The following is a 16,546-nucleotide window of genomic DNA, read 5'->3' as shown; positions in this document are numbered from 1 at the left end:
GTACGGTGGTGTGAGAGGTCGGTAATTGAACTAATCAATTACCTCCTACTCGATTAAATTTAATTGAAGACTAGTTATTCATCAAAACATCTAATAATTCCCGCGCAGACTCGTGGAGGGCTTCCTTGGACTTGTCGTTTCCAAGGTGGGTGTAGACTTCACCGACGTAAACGTTGTTAGCAAAGAGCCTGTTAAAGACCTTGTCAATAATTAGTTTGGTCCGTTCCTCTTCTTGAACGGGGCCAAATGGGTTGGCAAAGAAGGTCGTGCTCATGCCGACTTCATCAGTTGTTCCAAGGGCCTTCCGCTTACCAGCAACGAAGACTTCCTTGGCTTCTTCCTCTTTTTCAAAGCGGTGGATGCCAACCTTTTCGTCATAGTTGTTAGCGTAAACCCACATGTCAATCGGGTGGTGCTTAATGACGCTTTCGTAGGTATCCGCGGGGATGATAACCCGGGCGTTGGACAGTTCAGGGTTGAGGTAGACACCCCGGTCCATGTTGTTGAAGGCGACCGCACTGGACAGGTCATCGAGGCGGACAAAGGCACCGGTTTCGGTCCCCTGGGCGTAGATTCTGCTGTCGTCACCAATAGTAAAACTACCCATGTCATCGAAGATCGTTTCCATATCGACAATCTTGTCATCAGCAATTTCCTGCATTGCTTCGATTGATTCGGACTTCCCGGCACCGGAGTCACCAAAGAAGACCACGTTCTTTTCCTTACCATTGGTGAACCGCACTCGCAGCATGGAGCCGTGAATTGGCAGGCGGCCGTTGTAAATCTGGTGGAGGTTATGCAATGTCAGGCACATCTTCTTCATGTAACCAAAGTAGGTGGTCTTGTCAGTGTATGGCACTTCCCCAACCCAGATGTGGTTCTTGGTATCGTGGTAGTAGTGCGAAACCATTCCCTCGGTTTCCTTCAAGCCGAAGAGCAGAATCAGGTCGGGCTTTTGACCCCGGACCTCGTCTGGCTGGGCTAGCTGGAAGAGGTTAGAGAGGGCAATCCCGTTGACTAGGTAGTCAACGTTGAAGTAGATGTAGGCCAAGCTTTCCCCAATCTTAGCCGGGTAGCAGTACCATTGACCCTTTTGACCGTGGAACCGCTTGATGGGGTTCTCTTCAACAGCGGAGAAGACCCCTTCACGCTTGTTACTCTTAGTGTGCATCATCATTGGTGGACGGAGCATGACGGTATCGATAAAGTCAATATCGCGCAACTGGTCGTAACCTTCTGGGATTGGCCAATCATGTGTCTGAACAAGAATAGCCGCGTTTGAAGCGGCGTTAACTTGCCGGTAGGTTTGGTTGGCAAATCCCTGGAGCTTTTCTTCAACCACCCGGTAGGATTCACGAACCAGGTCGTTGAAGTGCCCGTCGATCATCTTAAATTCGTTACCGGCAATTTTGCTATTATTGTAATTAATTACTGTTACCCGGAGTAAGGACCGGTAAAAAGAATATAGTTCTTCAACGCTGGCCAGAATATCCTTTGGATCATACTTGTCAAAGGCACTGTCATCATCAATCAGGATTTTCTTTAATGTTTGAACATATTGTTCAGGCGTGGCATTATCAAATGCGTCATCGTCGTATTCCGGATTCTTAGAATCAAGGTACAACTTAACAACTTCCAATAATTCATCACTATTGACTAGTGAGTAGGTGTCTTTGTAATACGCATGACTCAGGTTTAGCAAAGCAACCCCGCGCTCCGTGTTGACATAGAGCGAAGGCGTCTTGATTTTTTCTTGCTTAGGCATTGATCTCAATCCTTTCTTATAGCCTTGTTATTATTATAGTGTATCTTTGAGCAAACGGTGAGTGAAATTTAAATTCTATCCAATTATGTTAGAATAATAAAAAAGTGTAAGGGGTTCCATTTATTATGCAAGCAAAATGTAATGACACACTCTCCATTTCCGTCCACCGGGTTCTCAATGATGACCTCAATGAACACGGCACCGTTTATGGGGGACGGATTTTGGAATTAATTGACGGGGAGGCCTCGATAGCTGCCATGCGGGTTGCGCGGACGGTTGTTGTCACGGCAAGCATGGACAACGTTCAATTTCTTCGGCCCTTCAAGCTCCAAGATTCAATGTGCATGGAGGCTTACGTCACTGGAGTTGGTCACCGCTCCATCGAGGTCTTCGTCAAGGTTATTGGTGAGCACTTGATGACCGGCGAACGCTTCTTGGGTTTCACCTGCTTCATCACTTACGTCATTGAAGACCCTCATAAAGCAGTTCCGGTGGCGGGGATGGTTCCAGAGACCGATGAGCAACGGACACTAATGGCCGGGTACGAAGGTCGTCGTCAAAAGCGACGGGCTAGTCGGCAGTCTGAGCAACAAATTGCTGGTGCCATCTCGCTTGATTTTCCCTGGCGAGGCTAAAAAATCGACACTAACGTTTGAATTCAAGTGCTGGTGTCGATTTTTTCGTTTTATTAGATGACAGCTAATGGCTGCTTACTAGTTGGTTTGGGAAAGGTGTCCGCTAGCTGCTTCAGTTCGTCACTGGTAAATTCAAGTGAACTGGCCTGGACATTTAACTGAGCGTGTTGTGCCGAACCGCTCTTTGGAATTGCCAGAACGCCTGGTTCCCGTAGCGTCCATGCCAGCATTACCTGGTAAATTGTGGCCTGGTGGTTAGCAGCAATCTCTTGCAGGACTTTATTGGTAGCTAGTTTGCCTGAGATAGAATCACCCTGGGCAAGGGGGGAGTAAGCAATTAAAGGGAGACGGTGGGCCCGCATCACGGGAAGAAGGTCAAACTCAATCCCGCGTTCATCAAGGTTATACAGGTCCTGATTGGCAACGCAGTGGTCCCCATTGGGCAGTGCCCATAGCTCCTGGAGGTCACTGACATCAAAGTTGGAGACCCCCCAGGACCTAATCTTACCCTTCTTAACCATTTCCTCCATAGTAGTGACTGTTTCTAATAGGGGTACCGTTCCCCGCCAGTGAAGGAGGTAGAGGTCAAAGTAATCGGTTCCCACGTTTTGTAGGCTCCGGTCGAGACTCCGTTCTAAAAGGCGGGCACTAGCGTTTTGGGGGAGGACTTTATCAATCAGAAAAAGATTTCCCCGGTCAAAGGGGGCGATGGCGTCCTTGACAAGTCGCTCTGCACGGCCATTGCCATACATTTCAGCGGTATCTACCACCCGGGCCCCGGCATTGATGCCAGCTTGGATGGCGGCAATTTCGTCTTGCCGTTGGCTAGGGTGATCACCGACGTTCCAGGTGCCGATACCCACGGCAGGGAGGGTGATCCCGTTAATTGTTACCTCTTTCATTAGGAAGCCTCCTCTTAGTTATCCTGGACAACAACCTTGGTTCCCTCCGGCACGTTCATCATCCACTTGGAGTCTGGAACGGACAGGCGGACACAGCCGTGAGAGGCGGTCATTTTACCCAACTTAGCCGCTTCGGACTTGATGTAGTGGCCGTCCTTATCCGTTGGGACACTGTGAAAGAGGTAGGAACCGTTGTCGTGCCAAGAAACGTAGTTATTTGCCCCACACTTAACCGATGGGTTGTAGAAGCTATTACCCCGTTCGGACTGGATAGCGAAGGTGCCAGTCGGCGTAGTACTTACCCGTTTACCATCCTTGTTTTCGTACTTTCCGGCGCTGCAGTACATTGTGTATACCGCCTTATTGCCAGACATGATGTAGACCCGTTTTTTGTTGATGCTGACCTTAATCCAGGGATCCTTGAGTTTGTCGATATCCGGGTAAGGAATCGTCTCTGATGGCTTCCGGTAATCAATGGGTGTCCGCATGTGGGAATCGGCACTAGCGGTGACACTAGTTGTGATAAATGCAAATACACCAACCAGAGTGATTAATAGTAGTTTTTTCATAAGATTCATTGTCTTAAGCCTTCCTCAGTAATTAATAGGTACATTTTAGCACAATTATGTATGATAAAATATTCATATATTTAGAAGAATAGATAAAATTTCTGCTCGTCAATTAGTAAAATGTCAGGTGCCAGAACCCTCGGGCACGTTGCAATTAGCCGTTTAGTTAATATTGGTCAAATAAAAATTAGCGCTCAACACAATTAACTGCTAATTTTTTCTTGACTATTGTTGACCAATGATTAATATAGAAAATGTAAACAAGGTATGAGAAAGGATGATTCAATATATGGCTAACGAAATTCAACGTCGTAACAACTTATTTGATAATCTGATGAATATGCGTGACTGGATGAATGATGACTTCTTCTCAGACTTAACACCAGTAGCTGATCACATGAAGACCGATGTGTCTGAAAATGATAAGGGCTACATGGTCAAGATTGATATGCCTGGCTTTGATAAGAAAGACATTCATATCAACTATGCTAACAACATTTTGTCCGTAACTGGTCACCGGGACACCTTTGCCGATGACAGCGACAAGGATGGTAATGTTCTCCACACCGAACGGCGGTATGGTCAGATGAGTCGGCAATACCGTTTGCCAGACGTTGACCGGGACGCAGTTAAGGCTCAATACACGAACGGTGTTTTGACCTTGAACCTGCCAAAGCTGCAAGCCAGTGACGAGAACGATACCCGGATTGATATTGACTAATAAATAAATTGCCTTTAAAAAAATAGATGAGGGTGGGAAATTTTAAGTTTTCCCGTCCTCATTTACTTTTAAATACACTACATAAGTAATCGAAGAGACTCGCTTCGCGTCGAAGCGTGCTCCTGGTGTCTAGCGCCGCAAAACAAGATGGACAACAGCTGGCCCTATCGTGCCAACGATTGTCCTATACTAGCCATACCTTTTTCCCGGCTTAGTTTAGAATGCTTGAATAATATGCATAATGCCAAAGAACAGTAGCATTGTTGAAACCAACCAAACAATGGTCAGTGCGGAAAGCATTGGACTGAACAGCAGGATTACTCCCAGGGCAACGCTAACACTCCCGAGGATAATCAACAGGGTAGCGTATCCGCGGTGGAATTCTTTGAAGAGACCTGCTGCCTTGATTTGTATGATGGCATCGATGATGAACCAAATCGCAAATAAAATTGCTAGGTAAAGAATTCCCCAGTTAGGATAGACGAGGACAATAACCCCTAGAATAATATCTAAAATAGCTGCGAATGCAATCCAACCGGAGTGTTCGTTCAGAGTGACATCAATAAACTTACGGAACCACAATTCGTAGATTCCCCGAAAAATAAAAGCAATCCCGACTAGAATGGACAGGAAGTGAAGGGTCTTGTCGGGATGCATGAAGGACGCAAAGCCCGCAATTACAAACAGGATTCCCAGAATTAGACTAAACCAGTCGAATCGTTTTTGATGTTCATTAAACATAAATCATTTTCCCCTTTCTAATTTAGCAATAGATTAAAATACACCATGATACGGGCTTGGCCGAGTCGTGGCGTATTTAGCATATTTTTAATTAAGGTGTTCGCGGATTCCGTGGGGGAAGTCCTTATCAATTTCCCGTAAAATCGGCAGCAGATAGTTGACATAGCGGTGGTAAGCCTCAATTGGTTCAACATCCTTGCTGTTAGCTTGCATTAAGGCAATTGCAATATCGTGTGCACGCTGTTCGTTTGAAATCATTAATGTCACCTCACAGTAATAGTTTACCAAACTTTGTCCTTACTGAGACTAAAATATTGAATCAAGCGGTGGACTTGTGTCCGGAATAAGAGGGTCATAACCAAGAAACCGATCAGGCCCCCGGCCGTGTTGGTAATCAAATCATCGACATCAGCTAGTCGACCCAGGTTGACTAGCAGGTCGAGGATGAACTGGTTCAGCTCAATGAAGAGACTGAACAGAAAAGAGAACAGGATGACCCCTGCTAATCTCTGCCGGTGGTTAATAAGGAATAGGTAGACGCCCCAGGGAACCGTCATAATGACGTTGAGGAAGAACTCGTGGCTGAGTCCCTGGAAGGGGATGATGTTATAGGGAACACCCCAGAGATAGAAAAGACGCTTATGAGCAGAGGCAACGCTAAGAAGCGCGGGGGTCAAGCACAGGGCCATGACTGCTGTGATGTAGACCAAAAGGCTCAGTAGGGTGATCCGCTGCCCCCATCCTGGGTAGCGAGGCCAGAAATGCTTAATAATGGCGCAACATATTAAAAAGTAGGTTAAAAAAGCTAGGTATTGGATATTAATTTTCTCCTTAGCGGGTTCAATTTACCAAAATAGGTATACAATAGGGGCTCAAGACTAATTGTCAGCCACCATTAATAGCTTAACCGCTAGGGGATGTGTTGACAATGGAAGGTTAAGGAGAATTGAAAAAATGGACAATAAACAGACGCAGATGAAGCGCAGCTTGAAGAGCCGCCACATCCAGCTAATGGCCCTCGGTGGAACGATTGGTACTGGCCTTTTCCTAGGCTCAGGAAAGGCAATTCGGGCAGCGGGACCGGCAATCTTACTTGCTTACTTAATTACGGGGATCGCCTGCTTCGCAATCATGCGAGCATTGGGTGAGCTCTTATTGTCAAATCTGCACTACCGGTCATTCATGGAGGCTATCCGTGATTACCTGGGCAAGCGGGTTAGCTTTATTGCCGGCTGGGCTTACTGGGCCTGCTGGTTAGCACTGGCGATGGCGGAGATCACGGCGATTGGACTCTATATTCAGATATGGCTCCCCCACGTTCCTCAGTGGATTCCCGGGGTAATCACCCTCCTGATCTTCTTGTGCCTGAACCTGATAACGGTCAACGTTTTTGGCGAAATCGAATTCTGGTTCGCAATGATTAAGATTGTGGCAATCATTGTTTTGATTGCGGTCGGGATTTTCATGGTCATAATCCAATTTAAGTCGGCCGGGGGGTACGTGGCCTCCCCCAAGAATCTGGTGGCCTACAATGGCTTCTTTGCGACGGGGGCCAAGGGCTTCGTGATGTCATTTCAAATGGTTGTCTTTGCTTTTGTTGGCATCGAAATGGTGGGGGTCACCGCGGCGGAGGCGGAGAACCCCCGCAAAGTAATTCCGGAGGCAATCAACGGTATTTCTATCCGGGTATTGATTTTTTACCTTGGGGCACTGGCGGCCATCATGTGCATTTACCCGTGGAAGCAGCTTTCGCCTTCAAATAGTCCCTTTGTTCTGGTTTTCCAGGATGCTGGCTTGCGCGGAGCCGCGAGCGTGGTTAACTTTATTGTCATTACCGCGGCAGCTTCGGCATGTAACAGTTCTATTTATACGACGGGGCGGATGCTGGCGGAGCTGACTGCCAATTCCCACCATCCCTGTGTTCGGGCAATCAGCCGTCTCTCTAAGCACCAGGTTCCGGCCCGGGCAGTCGTTATTTCCTCGGCTGTGATTGGGGTGGCGGCGTTACTGAACTTCTTGATGCCGGGTGAGGTGTTCACCTTGATCTCGAGCATTGCCACGACAAGTTTCCTATTCATCTGGGCCGCCATTATTGGTGCCCACCTGCGCTTCATAAAGAATTGTGCGACGGCGCGCCCGTTTAAGTTGCCAGGCGCACCGTTCACGGATTACCTGGTCCTGGCCTTTCTGGCCTTTGTCTTAGTCGTCTTGTGCATGGATAGGCAGACCCTTACCGCCCTTATCTTTACCTTGGGCTGGTTTGTGGTCTTGTTTATCGCCTCTTTGACCCAGCAAAATGAATAATAAAAGGAGCCTTTTTGCTTAATATTAGCGGTTTAAATGTAATTTTCGTTGACACTCAGGGCACAGACCGTGAACCTCAATGTTATTGCCCGTTACCAGGTAGTGGGTCTTGCGCCGGGTCATGTCAGCCATTTCCCGGGTAATTTCAGAAAAATGTTCATCAAAGACATCAGTGATCTTACCACAATTGTCGCAGACAACATGGTAGTGGGGATGACCAAAGTAGTCATAGTGGGTACTACCGTCACCGTTCTTCAACTCGATTACCAAGTTGTAATCGACGAACAGCTTAAGTGTATTGTAGACGGTGGCCATACTTATGTTATCGACACTATCTTTGAGGTCTTGATAAATCATTTCGACACTCGGGTGAGTATGGTGGGTGATCAGGTATTCCAGGATGGTCTTTCGCTGGGGAGTTAGCCGCACCTTATGACTACGCAATAGGTCTAATGCCCGATCAAGTTCTGCCTCTGCCATGAACAACTCTCCTTTCGTTTAATTTAAAATAGTTATAATCTAACAGTATTATATCATTTACAAGCTTAGATTCAAAATATATAATTAGTATTTAGTAAATAATAATAATTCTAAAAGAGGGGAAGAAAAATGGAAAGAAATGTTGACCAAAACGGACGCTCTTATAGCCGCTTTTGGTTTATTTTTACCTTACTGGTGGGGACATTCACGATGTCGATTAGTCAGTCATCGCTTTCGACGGCCTACCCGACATTGATGAATGCCTTTGGAATCTCAGCTAATACGGTCCAGTGGCTAACAACCGGCTTTATGCTGGTAATGTGTGTTAGCATGCCGATTAGTCCTTGGATGCTAAACAATCTGAATTTTAAAACAATGTTTATTGGTGCCCTGGCCCTGTTTGATATTGGATCATTGATGATTGTCCTCACGCCCGCAAGCTGGGGGACAAATGGCTTTTGGTTCATGATGGTCGGCCGGGCAATGGAGGCCTTTGCTGTTGGTGTCCTTTTCCCGTCCTACCAGTCGGTACTGCTGGAAATCACTCCGAAGGCTAACCGGGGGACTACTATGGGAATTGCCGGATTAGTCATGGGGTCTGCCTTGGCGTGTGGCCCTATTGTTTCCGGAATCGTTTTGAAATTTTTTGACTGGAAGAGTCTTTTCGGCCTCTTCATGATTATCATTACCCTGATTATTGTTCTCGCCGGTACGGGGCTGATTCGGGATGTTATGCCCCGGCACGAAACCAGTCTCGACTGGCTGTCGGTGTTTCTTTCAATTGGCCTGATCGGAGTAATGTACGTCGTTAACCTTGCTGCCAAGCACAACGTCAACTGGGGGCTTAACGGTGTCATCCTGGTGATTAGCATCCTCGCTTTGGCCTGGTTCTGCTACCGGCAGTTGCACCTGGATGAACCATTACTGGAACTGCGGGTCTTAAAGACCTTCAACTACGACTTAGCAGTCCTTTTAACGTCGATTTCTTACATTGCCTTGATTGTTACTACCATTATTTTTCCCCTTTACTACCAGGGGGTCCTCAAGGTCAGTCCCTTCGTTTCCGGGATGTCACTAGTTCCCGGGGCGGTGTTCTTGAGTATCCTTAACCCGTTGACGGGGAAATTGGCCGACAAGATTGGCTTTAAACCCACAATGCTAGTGGGGATGGTGATGATTATCTGCGGCTGGGTCGTTGGCCTGTTGATGCTGAACCGGTTAAACTTGTTAGCAATGATTCTCTGCGCAATGGTTATCGAAAGTGGAAACGCCTTTGTGATGATGCCTGCGGTTACTTTAGGGGCCAACGCCTTACCAAACAAGCTGGTTCCCCACGGTACGGCGGTAATTACTACCGTTCGGCAAGTCTTGGGGTCTGCTGGTGTTGCGGTTGCCACGATTGTTTTGACGGTCGCCAGCAGCCATGCACAAAGCACGGGTAGTCAACCATTGACAGCGTCTCTTCACGGTTACCACCTGGTATTTATCATGATGGTTGTGATTGAGATCATTGGTCTGATCTTGGCATTAATGCTGAAGAATACCAAGAAAGCTGTTGCAGATTAATGGCGTTTGCCGTATTTAAATAATAGGAGGCCGTAGTCACGGGTTCGCGACTGCGGTTATTTTATTTATTAGGGGGTAATGACAATGAAAGTCAAGCGGCCAACATGGGCAGATACCAGTCCCGCGATGCAGGATTATTATGACCACTACTGGGGATTACCGGTTCATGACGAGCGTTTTTTGTTTGAGATGCTGAGTTTGGAACTCTTTCAGGCCGGGCTAACCTGGGCAACGATTTGGAAACGGCGGCTGGCCTTTGAAGAAGCCTTCAGTGATTTTCTAATTGAAAAGGTGGCCGCCTTTTCACCGGATGACGTTGACCGCTTACTTGCTAACAAGCGAATCATCCGTAACCGCCGGAAGATTGCAGCAACCATTAATAATGCCCAGGTTATCTATAAAATGCAGCGGGCTGGACAAGACTTTGATGACTATATCTGGTCCTTTGTTGACCACCATCCCCAGCGCCTGATCCTTAAGCCGGGTGAGCCCCTGGCCCCCTGGACCATGTCGTCTAAGAAGATGGCGACCCAGATGAAGAAGGACGGGTTTAAATTTATGGGCCCGACAATTGTCTACTCATTTATGACGGCAGTCGGTCTCGTCAATGCGCGCCTTTAATTTTGTTTTAATTGATTATTAATGTTGCTTTGTGATAGTATTGTCCTTGTTATGAAGCAAATTCCCGATAGGATTCACGAGTACCCCTTGTGAAGATGCCTTGTAACCGCAACTACAAAACTAATGTTAAGTTTCGACTAGAATATGGGGGAATTAATAAAAATGACAGAAAAACACCTATTTACATCCGAATCCGTTTCCGAAGGGCACCCAGACAAGATTGCCGATCAAATCAGTGATGCCATTCTTGACGCCCTGCTGGAAAAGGATCCAGATGCACGGGCAGCTGTAGAAACTTCAGTAACGACCGGGCTAGTCCTGGTCTTTGGTGAAGTTTCTACTAAGGCCTACGTTAATATCCAAAAGGTGGTTCGCAATACAATCCGTAAGATTGGCTACACCGATGGTAAGTACGGCTTTGACGCTGATAACTGTGCCGTAATAACTTCCTTGTACGAGCAGTCACCCGACATTGCACAAGGGGTTGATGACTCCCTGGAAACCCGTGAAGGGGATGCTGACCCACTTGATAAGATCGGTGCTGGTGACCAAGGATTGATGTTTGGTTACGCAACCGATGAAACGCCAGAATACATGCCACTACCGCTGATGCTTAGCCATAAGCTGATGCAGCGGATTGCTAAGTTGCGTAAGGCAGGGGAAATTTCCTACTTACGTCCAGATGCCAAGGCGGAAGTAACGGTTGAGTATGATGATAATGATAAGCCACTCCGGGTAGATACGGTGGTCTTGAGTACCCAACATGATCCGGAAGCAACCCTTGAACAAATTCGTCATGACGTGAAGGAACAAGTGATTAAGGCTGTTATTCCAGCAGATTTGCTTGACGATAAGACCAAGTACTTTATCAACCCAACCGGGCGCTTTGTCATTGGTGGTCCCCAAGGGGATGCCGGTTTGACCGGGCGGAAGATTATCGTTGATACTTACGGTGGTGCTGCTCACCACGGTGGTGGGGCCTTTTCCGGTAAGGACGCCACTAAGGTAGACCGGTCGGCTAGTTACGCCGCCCGTTACATTGCCAAGAACCTGGTAGCAGCAGGCTATGCCAAGAAGCTGGAAATTCAGGTTGCTTATGCCATTGGGGTGGCCGAACCGGTTTCCATTTCCATTGATACTTTTGGGACCGGGACCCGGACCGAAGTAGAACTGATTGCGGCCGTCCGGAAGGTATTTGACCTGCGCCCAGCCGGGATTATTAAGATGCTGGACCTCAAGCGGCCAATCTACGAACAAACGGCGGCTTACGGTCACTTTGGCCGGACCGATGTTGACCTGCCTTGGGAACACCTGGACAAGGTTGACAAACTGAAAAAGATTTTAGGTTAAATCTAGTGGGCCCCTTGCAAAAAGGCAGGGAGGACGTTAGAATACAATTAATATTTTTGATCGTGATAGAAGTAGTAGTTAACGGTGCGACTCTTAGAGACCTGCTGGTGGTGGAAAGCAGGAGGGCATTGTTAGCGAACTCGTCTAGAAGATTGCTACTGAATTGAGTAGGTAGTGACGTCTGCCGCGTTAAGGCCTTAAGTGCTATGGGTGGCCATAGAAAACGGGTGGTACCGCGGATTAGATTTCGTCTCGTCGAAGCAAAGGCTTCTGCGGGACTTTTTTATTACGATCATTTTAGTAGTGGACAGAACTGAAAAGGAGCAGAATTTATGGCTTACGATCACACAGCGATTGAAAATAAGTGGCAAAAGTTTTGGAAAAAGGACAAGACGTTTAAAGCGGAGATTAATAAGGACCAGAAGAAGTACTACGCCCTGGACATGTTCCCGTACCCATCAGGTCAAGGGCTCCACGTTGGTCACCCCGAAGGCTACACGGCAACCGATGTAATGGCCCGGATGAAGCGGATGCAGGGTTACAACGTCTTGCACCCGATGGGCTGGGATGCCTTTGGTCTGCCGGCCGAACAGTACGCCCTGAAGACCGGGCACAATCCAAAGGGCTTCACTAACCAGAATATCAACCACTTCCGTAAGCAAATCCAGTCTTTGGGCTTCTCTTACGACTGGGACCGGGAAGTCAACACGACTGACCCTGAATACTACAAGTGGACCCAATGGATCTTTGAACAGCTCTACAAGAAGGGCCTAGCATACGAAAACGAAATCATGGTTAACTGGGCACCCGACTTCATGGGCGGAACCGTGGTTGCCAACGAAGAAGTTGAAGACGGCAAGACAAAGCGTGGCGGCTACCCAGTATACCGGAAGCCAATGAAGCAGTGGGTATTGAAGATCACTGCCTACGCTGACCGCCTGATTGATGACCTCGACCTGGTTGACTGGCCGGAAAGTGTTAAGGAAATGCAGCGGAACTGGATTGGCCGTTCTGAGGGGGCCGCTGTCTTCTTCCCAGTTGCCGGTGACGAAGACACGAAGATTGAAGTCTTCACCACCCGGGCGGACACCCTCTTCGGTGCCTCCTACGTTGTCTTGGCACCGGAACAAAAGCTGGTTGACCAACTGACGACACCGGAACACAAGGATGAAGTTGCTAAGTACAAGGAAGAAACCTCCCGCCGTTCTGACCTGGAGCGGACCGACCTGAACAAGGACAAGACCGGGGTATTTACCGGTTCTTACGTCATTAACCCGGTCAACGGTGAAAAGCTGCCAATCTGGATTAGTGACTATGTTCTGGCATCGTACGGTACGGGGGCCGTGATGGCCGTCCCTTCTGGTGACCAACGGGACTACGACTTTGCCAAGAAGTTTGACCTGCCAATCAAGCCAATTATCGAAGGTGCCGACCTTTCTGAAGGAGCTTTTGATGGTGACGGCAAGCACATTAACTCTGGCTTCTTAGACGGCCTGAACATCAAGGATGCCAAGGCTAAGATGATCGACTGGCTGGAAGAACACGATGCCGGCCACAAGAAGGTCAACTACCGGCTGCGTGACTGGATCTTCAGTCGGCAACGTTACTGGGGTGAACCAATCCCGGTTATCCACTGGGACGACGGGCGGACAACTCTGGTACCGGAAGACGAATTGCCACTGAAGCTGCCTGACACAGACAATATTGAACCGTCAGGAACTGGTGAGAGTCCACTGGCCAACGTCAAGGACTGGGTCAACGTTTACGATGACCAGGGACGCCACGGCCTGCGGGAGACCAACACCATGCCACAATGGGCTGGTTCATCATGGTACTGGCTCCGCTACACTGATCCCCACAACAGTAAGGAATTTGCCTCTAAGGAAGCCCTTGACTACTGGTCACCAGTCGACCTCTATGTCGGTGGGGCTGAGCACGCGGTCCTGCACCTTCTCTACGCCCGCTTCTGGCACAAGGTTCTTTACGACCTCGGCTTAGTGCCAACTAAGGAACCGTTCATGAAGTTGGTTAACCAGGGGATGATCCTTGGAGCCAACCACGAAAAGATGTCCAAGTCCAAGGGGAACGTTGTTAACCCTGATGATATCGTTGACAAGTACGGTGCGGACACCCTCCGCCTGTACGAAATGTTCATGGGCCCACTGACCGAATCCGTTCCGTGGGATGAAGAAGGGCTGCATGGTTCCTACAAGTGGATTCAACGGGTATGGCGCCTGTTGATGGATGATAACAACCACCTGCGGGACCGTGTCTCCAACTTTAACGATGGCAAGCTGACCAAGGTATATAACCAAACTGTCAAGAAGGTTACGGAAGACTATGAGCGGATGCACTTCAACACGGCCATTTCGCAACTGATGGTCTTCGTTAACGAAGCTTACAAGGCAGACGACCTGCCAGCGGAATACATGCAGGGCTTCGTCAAGATGATTTCCCCAATTATTCCGCACGTAGCTGAAGAACTGTGGAGTCAGTTTGGAATCAGCGACACGATTGCTTACCAGCCATGGCCAAAGTATGACCCGCAAGCATTGGTTGAAAACGAAGTTGAAATGATTCTGCAAGTCAACGGGAAGGTCCGGGCCAAGGTTAAGATGGCTAAGGACACCCCAAAGGAAGAAGCAGAAAAGGTGGCTCTGGCCAACGAACACGTCAAGAAGTTCACTGATGGCAAGGACATTAAGAAGATTATTGTTGTACCAAACAAGATCGTTAACATCGTTGCCAAGTAATACGCACACGAAAGAAGGGACCGGTATTCAGCCTAACGCTGAGTAGGCGGTCCCTTTTTAGAAAGGAATAACAATGGAATTAGTTTCTTATCCGGCCCTTTTTACCGCCAAGGACGGGGAGATCCTGGTGGACTTTCCGGACCTCCCGGAGGCCTTCACCCAGGGGAAAACAATGGACGAGGCGATGGACTTTGCTAAGTTGGGCCTGGCAATCACCATTAATGATAAACTGGGTCACTTTGAAAAGGCCCCCCAGGCCAGTGATCTGGCAGAAGTGGAGCGGGACCATCCGGAAAGTATTGCCAAGCTGGTAACGGTCGACCTGGACCAGTACTAGCCCTTAAGTAAAATTTAAAAAAGAGAAAAGAAATTGCGCCCCGCCAAGTTTCACGCTAAAATGGTGTGGATTGTTTATTTTTAAGAAGGCAGGAATTTACGAATCATGACTAAAAAACATAATGGTGGTTCGCAAGTGGTGAATCCTAATAAGGACGCCCAATCAAAGATGCTGAGCGGTTCCGCTTGGATGACGGTAGGGAGTATCACCTCGCGAATCTTAGGTGCCGTTTACGTTATCCCCTGGGTAACGTGGCTCGGTGCTTACAGTAACGAAGCTAACGCCCTCTTTGCACAGGGGTACAACATTTACAACATCTTCTTAATTATCGCAACGGCGGGGCTGCCCTCCGCAATCTCCAAGATGGTTGCCCACTATAACGGGTTAAATGAATACGGGGTAAGCCGGCGCCTTTACATCTCGAGCATGTACGTTGCTCTGGCAATGGGGGTTGTTTGTGCGACGGTGATGATGTTTGCTGCGCCAATGATGGATAATGGTGACGCAAATGTCATTCCGGTTGTCCGGTCGCTGGCCTGGGCCGTTTTGATTATTCCTGCTCTGGCGATGAGTCGGGGGTTCTTGCAGGGGTATAACTGGATGGCGCCGTCGGCCATGTCTCAGTTTGTAGAGCAGGTCTTCCGGGTTATCTACATGTTGGCGGCCACCTACCTGATCATGAAAATCCAAAAGGGGAGTTGGGTAGCGGCCGTTACCCAGTCGACCTTTGCGGCCTTTATCGGGGCAATTGGGGCCATCATGGTCCTATCTTGGGCCTGGATGAGCCACCGGCGGGAGATGAACGACCTGATTAGTCAAGGGAGGTCAAACCTGCAGGTGTCGACGATGGAACTGATCGCCCGGATGGTTTATCAGTCAATCCCGTTTGTTATCATTGAGTCGGGGGTGGCGGTTTACCAGCTAATCGACCAGTTTACCTTCCCCCACATGCTGTTCCGGGTTGGCCACTTTACCCACTATCAGGAAACAATCCTCTATGCCTTGTTTGCCTTCAATGCCAACAAGCTGTACACGATTATTATTTCCCTGGCCGCAGCCATGGCCGCAACCGTTATCCCACTGTTAGCGACGGCCCGGGCCCAAAACGACCTGCGGGGAATTAGGAAGCAGATTGAAAACGTCTTGCTGCTTTTCTACTTTGTAATGATCCCGGCCTCACTTGGTCTGGCAGCGGTGGCCCAACAAATTTACACGGTCTTCTACCGTTATGACCAGGCGGGGATCGTGGTCCTTCAATTTGCGGCCTTTGTATCAATTCCAATGGGCCTTTATACCGTTGCCGCCGCTATGATGCAGGGGATTTCTGAGAACCGGCGAATGATGAAGTTCCTGGGAATCGGTATTATTATCAAGCTGCTTTTGCAGTACCCATGTATTAAACTTTTGCAGGGGTTGGGACCACTACTTGCCACCTGCCTGTCAATGTTTGTGATTGACTACATGATTCTGCACTCCTTTAATATGGAGTTCGGCCTTCACTTCTACAAGATGTCCAAGCCGACTAACCAGATTCTTTGCTACTCAATCATTATGTTCGTGGTCACCAAGGCATTCATGCTCCTGACTGGCTACTTTGTCAGTCCCTATGGTCGGTTTACGGCCTTCTTTACCCTGATCTTAGGGGTAATGCTGGGTGTCGGGGTCTTTGCCTTCCTCGCCCTCAAGTTCCGCTTGACGGACCAGATCATTGGTCCCCGGTCCGCGGCCATTCGGCAAAAATTGCATATTCGTTAGAAAGTTAGGTGGGTGCGCCTAACTAATAAAGCCGTGGTTGATGAGAA

The 16,546-nt window shown here is 48.4% G+C and carries 16 protein-coding genes, 1 riboswitch and 1 other annotated feature; of the genes, 9 read left to right on the top strand and 7 right to left on the bottom strand.

All coding sequences use genetic code 11. The features are described 5' to 3' along the window. Positions 1-70 precede the first annotated feature (70 nt). Positions 71-1,765 carry a hypothetical protein gene (locus tag FD32_RS07435; protein ID WP_047767063.1) on the bottom strand — a complete coding sequence of 565 codons (1,695 nt, stop codon included), beginning with the start codon at positions 1,763-1,765 and terminating at the stop codon, positions 71-73. Between the two features lie 125 nt (positions 1,766-1,890). Here FD32_RS07435 and FD32_RS07430 point away from each other — a divergent pair, with 125 nt between their 5' ends. After that, positions 1,891-2,400, top strand: coding sequence for an acyl-CoA thioesterase (locus FD32_RS07430; RefSeq protein ID WP_047767065.1), 510 nt, complete (start codon positions 1,891-1,893; stop codon positions 2,398-2,400). 53 nt (positions 2,401-2,453) lie between these two features. Here FD32_RS07430 and FD32_RS07425 read toward each other — a convergent pair whose 3' ends face one another. Together FD32_RS07425 and FD32_RS07420 are read right to left on the bottom strand one after the other, a co-directional pair. Beyond that, positions 2,454-3,302 (bottom strand): aldo/keto reductase, encoded by an 849-nt coding sequence (locus tag FD32_RS07425; RefSeq protein WP_047767067.1) that lies wholly within the window; start codon positions 3,300-3,302, stop codon positions 2,454-2,456. A gap of 14 nt (positions 3,303-3,316) precedes the next feature. Continuing rightward, on the bottom strand, positions 3,317-3,880 hold the full coding sequence (locus FD32_RS07420; protein ID WP_047767069.1) for a L,D-transpeptidase: 564 nt from the start codon (positions 3,878-3,880) through the stop codon (positions 3,317-3,319). Between the two features lie 280 nt (positions 3,881-4,160). Here FD32_RS07420 and FD32_RS07415 point away from each other — a divergent pair, with 280 nt between their 5' ends. Then, complete coding sequence (locus FD32_RS07415; RefSeq protein WP_047767071.1) at positions 4,161-4,592, top strand: Hsp20/alpha crystallin family protein; 432 nt, start codon at positions 4,161-4,163, stop codon at positions 4,590-4,592. Positions 4,593-4,808: 216 nt separating this feature from the next. On the opposite strand, the gene FD32_RS07410 is transcribed toward FD32_RS07415, so the two are convergent. The 3 genes from FD32_RS07410 to FD32_RS07405 form a co-directional block, all read right to left on the bottom strand. Beyond that, positions 4,809-5,333, bottom strand: a complete 525-nt coding sequence (locus FD32_RS07410; protein ID WP_047767073.1) for an HdeD family acid-resistance protein — start codon at positions 5,331-5,333, stop codon at positions 4,809-4,811. 87 nt (positions 5,334-5,420) lie between these two features. Further along, a complete protein-coding gene (locus FD32_RS10090; protein WP_169746074.1) occupies positions 5,421-5,591 on the bottom strand; it encodes a hypothetical protein in 171 nt (56 codons plus the stop codon). A gap of 23 nt (positions 5,592-5,614) precedes the next feature. Next, positions 5,615-6,043: a VanZ family protein gene (locus FD32_RS07405; RefSeq protein WP_156410650.1), complete on the bottom strand. Its 429-nt coding sequence runs from the start codon at positions 6,041-6,043 to the stop codon at positions 5,615-5,617. 244 nt (positions 6,044-6,287) lie between these two features. Here FD32_RS07405 and FD32_RS07400 point away from each other — a divergent pair, with 244 nt between their 5' ends. Further along, complete coding sequence (locus FD32_RS07400; protein ID WP_047767076.1) at positions 6,288-7,637, top strand: amino acid permease; 1,350 nt, start codon at positions 6,288-6,290, stop codon at positions 7,635-7,637. Between the two features lie 24 nt (positions 7,638-7,661). Here FD32_RS07400 and FD32_RS07395 read toward each other — a convergent pair whose 3' ends face one another. After that, positions 7,662-8,117 (bottom strand): Fur family transcriptional regulator, encoded by a 456-nt coding sequence (locus tag FD32_RS07395; protein WP_047767078.1) that lies wholly within the window; start codon positions 8,115-8,117, stop codon positions 7,662-7,664. A gap of 129 nt (positions 8,118-8,246) precedes the next feature. On the opposite strand from FD32_RS07395, the gene FD32_RS07390 reads away from it, so the two are divergent. The 6 genes from FD32_RS07390 to FD32_RS07365 all read left to right on the top strand — a co-directional run bounded on the left by FD32_RS07390 (position 8,247) and on the right by FD32_RS07365 (position 16,499). Further along, the gene (locus FD32_RS07390) at positions 8,247-9,683 is read left to right on the top strand and encodes an MFS transporter (RefSeq protein WP_047767080.1); all 1,437 of its coding nucleotides are present in this window, start codon (positions 8,247-8,249) and stop codon (positions 9,681-9,683) included. Between the two features lie 84 nt (positions 9,684-9,767). Next, positions 9,768-10,304, top strand: a complete 537-nt coding sequence (locus FD32_RS07385; RefSeq protein ID WP_047767083.1) for a DNA-3-methyladenine glycosylase I — start codon at positions 9,768-9,770, stop codon at positions 10,302-10,304. 49 nt (positions 10,305-10,353) lie between these two features. Then, a riboswitch (SMK box riboswitch) is annotated at positions 10,354-10,469 on the top strand. Further along, a complete protein-coding gene (metK, locus tag FD32_RS07380; RefSeq protein WP_047767085.1) occupies positions 10,467-11,654 on the top strand; it encodes a methionine adenosyltransferase in 1,188 nt (395 codons plus the stop codon). It overlaps the preceding riboswitch by 3 nt. A gap of 47 nt (positions 11,655-11,701) precedes the next feature. Then, positions 11,702-11,912, top strand: a binding site (T-box leader). Between the two features lie 74 nt (positions 11,913-11,986). Then, positions 11,987-14,407, top strand: coding sequence for a leucine--tRNA ligase (gene leuS, locus FD32_RS07375; RefSeq protein WP_047767088.1), 2,421 nt, complete (start codon positions 11,987-11,989; stop codon positions 14,405-14,407). 73 nt (positions 14,408-14,480) lie between these two features. Further along, entirely contained in the window at positions 14,481-14,744 is a 264-nt protein-coding gene (locus FD32_RS07370; protein WP_047767090.1) for a type II toxin-antitoxin system HicB family antitoxin, read from the top strand. Between the two features lie 105 nt (positions 14,745-14,849). Beyond that, positions 14,850-16,499 carry a putative polysaccharide biosynthesis protein gene (locus FD32_RS07365; RefSeq protein WP_047767092.1) on the top strand — a complete coding sequence of 550 codons (1,650 nt, stop codon included), beginning with the start codon at positions 14,850-14,852 and terminating at the stop codon, positions 16,497-16,499. Positions 16,500-16,546: the final 47 nt, after the last annotated feature.

This window comes from Limosilactobacillus panis DSM 6035 (assembly GCF_001435935.1).
Taxonomy (GTDB): Bacteria; Bacillota; Bacilli; order Lactobacillales; family Lactobacillaceae; genus Limosilactobacillus; species Limosilactobacillus panis.
Note: the sequence above shows the minus strand (reverse complement) of the source record. Positions and strands in the feature narration are given on the sequence as shown.

What these genes read in the sequence shown, in the direction of transcription:
- FD32_RS07435 (WP_047767063.1), bottom strand. Translation starts at nt 1,765, where the DNA reads ATGCCTAAGCAAGAAAAAATCAAGACGCCTTCGCTCTATGTCAACACG.
- FD32_RS07430 (WP_047767065.1), top strand. Translation starts at nt 1,891, where the DNA reads ATGCAAGCAAAATGTAATGACACACTCTCCATTTCCGTCCACCGGGTT.
- FD32_RS07370 (WP_047767090.1), top strand. Translation starts at nt 14,481, where the DNA reads ATGGAATTAGTTTCTTATCCGGCCCTTTTTACCGCCAAGGACGGGGAG.
- FD32_RS07400 (WP_047767076.1), top strand. Translation starts at nt 6,288, where the DNA reads ATGGACAATAAACAGACGCAGATGAAGCGCAGCTTGAAGAGCCGCCAC.
- FD32_RS07410 (WP_047767073.1), bottom strand. Translation starts at nt 5,333, where the DNA reads ATGTTTAATGAACATCAAAAACGATTCGACTGGTTTAGTCTAATTCTG.
- FD32_RS07365 (WP_047767092.1), top strand. Translation starts at nt 14,850, where the DNA reads ATGACTAAAAAACATAATGGTGGTTCGCAAGTGGTGAATCCTAATAAG.
- leuS (WP_047767088.1), top strand. Translation starts at nt 11,987, where the DNA reads ATGGCTTACGATCACACAGCGATTGAAAATAAGTGGCAAAAGTTTTGG.
- FD32_RS07420 (WP_047767069.1), bottom strand. Translation starts at nt 3,880, where the DNA reads ATGAATCTTATGAAAAAACTACTATTAATCACTCTGGTTGGTGTATTT.
- FD32_RS07415 (WP_047767071.1), top strand. Translation starts at nt 4,161, where the DNA reads ATGGCTAACGAAATTCAACGTCGTAACAACTTATTTGATAATCTGATG.
- FD32_RS07385 (WP_047767083.1), top strand. Translation starts at nt 9,768, where the DNA reads ATGAAAGTCAAGCGGCCAACATGGGCAGATACCAGTCCCGCGATGCAG.
- FD32_RS07390 (WP_047767080.1), top strand. Translation starts at nt 8,247, where the DNA reads ATGGAAAGAAATGTTGACCAAAACGGACGCTCTTATAGCCGCTTTTGG.
- metK (WP_047767085.1), top strand. Translation starts at nt 10,467, where the DNA reads ATGACAGAAAAACACCTATTTACATCCGAATCCGTTTCCGAAGGGCAC.
- FD32_RS10090 (WP_169746074.1), bottom strand. Translation starts at nt 5,591, where the DNA reads ATGATTTCAAACGAACAGCGTGCACACGATATTGCAATTGCCTTAATG.
- FD32_RS07395 (WP_047767078.1), bottom strand. Translation starts at nt 8,117, where the DNA reads ATGGCAGAGGCAGAACTTGATCGGGCATTAGACCTATTGCGTAGTCAT.
- FD32_RS07425 (WP_047767067.1), bottom strand. Translation starts at nt 3,302, where the DNA reads ATGAAAGAGGTAACAATTAACGGGATCACCCTCCCTGCCGTGGGTATC.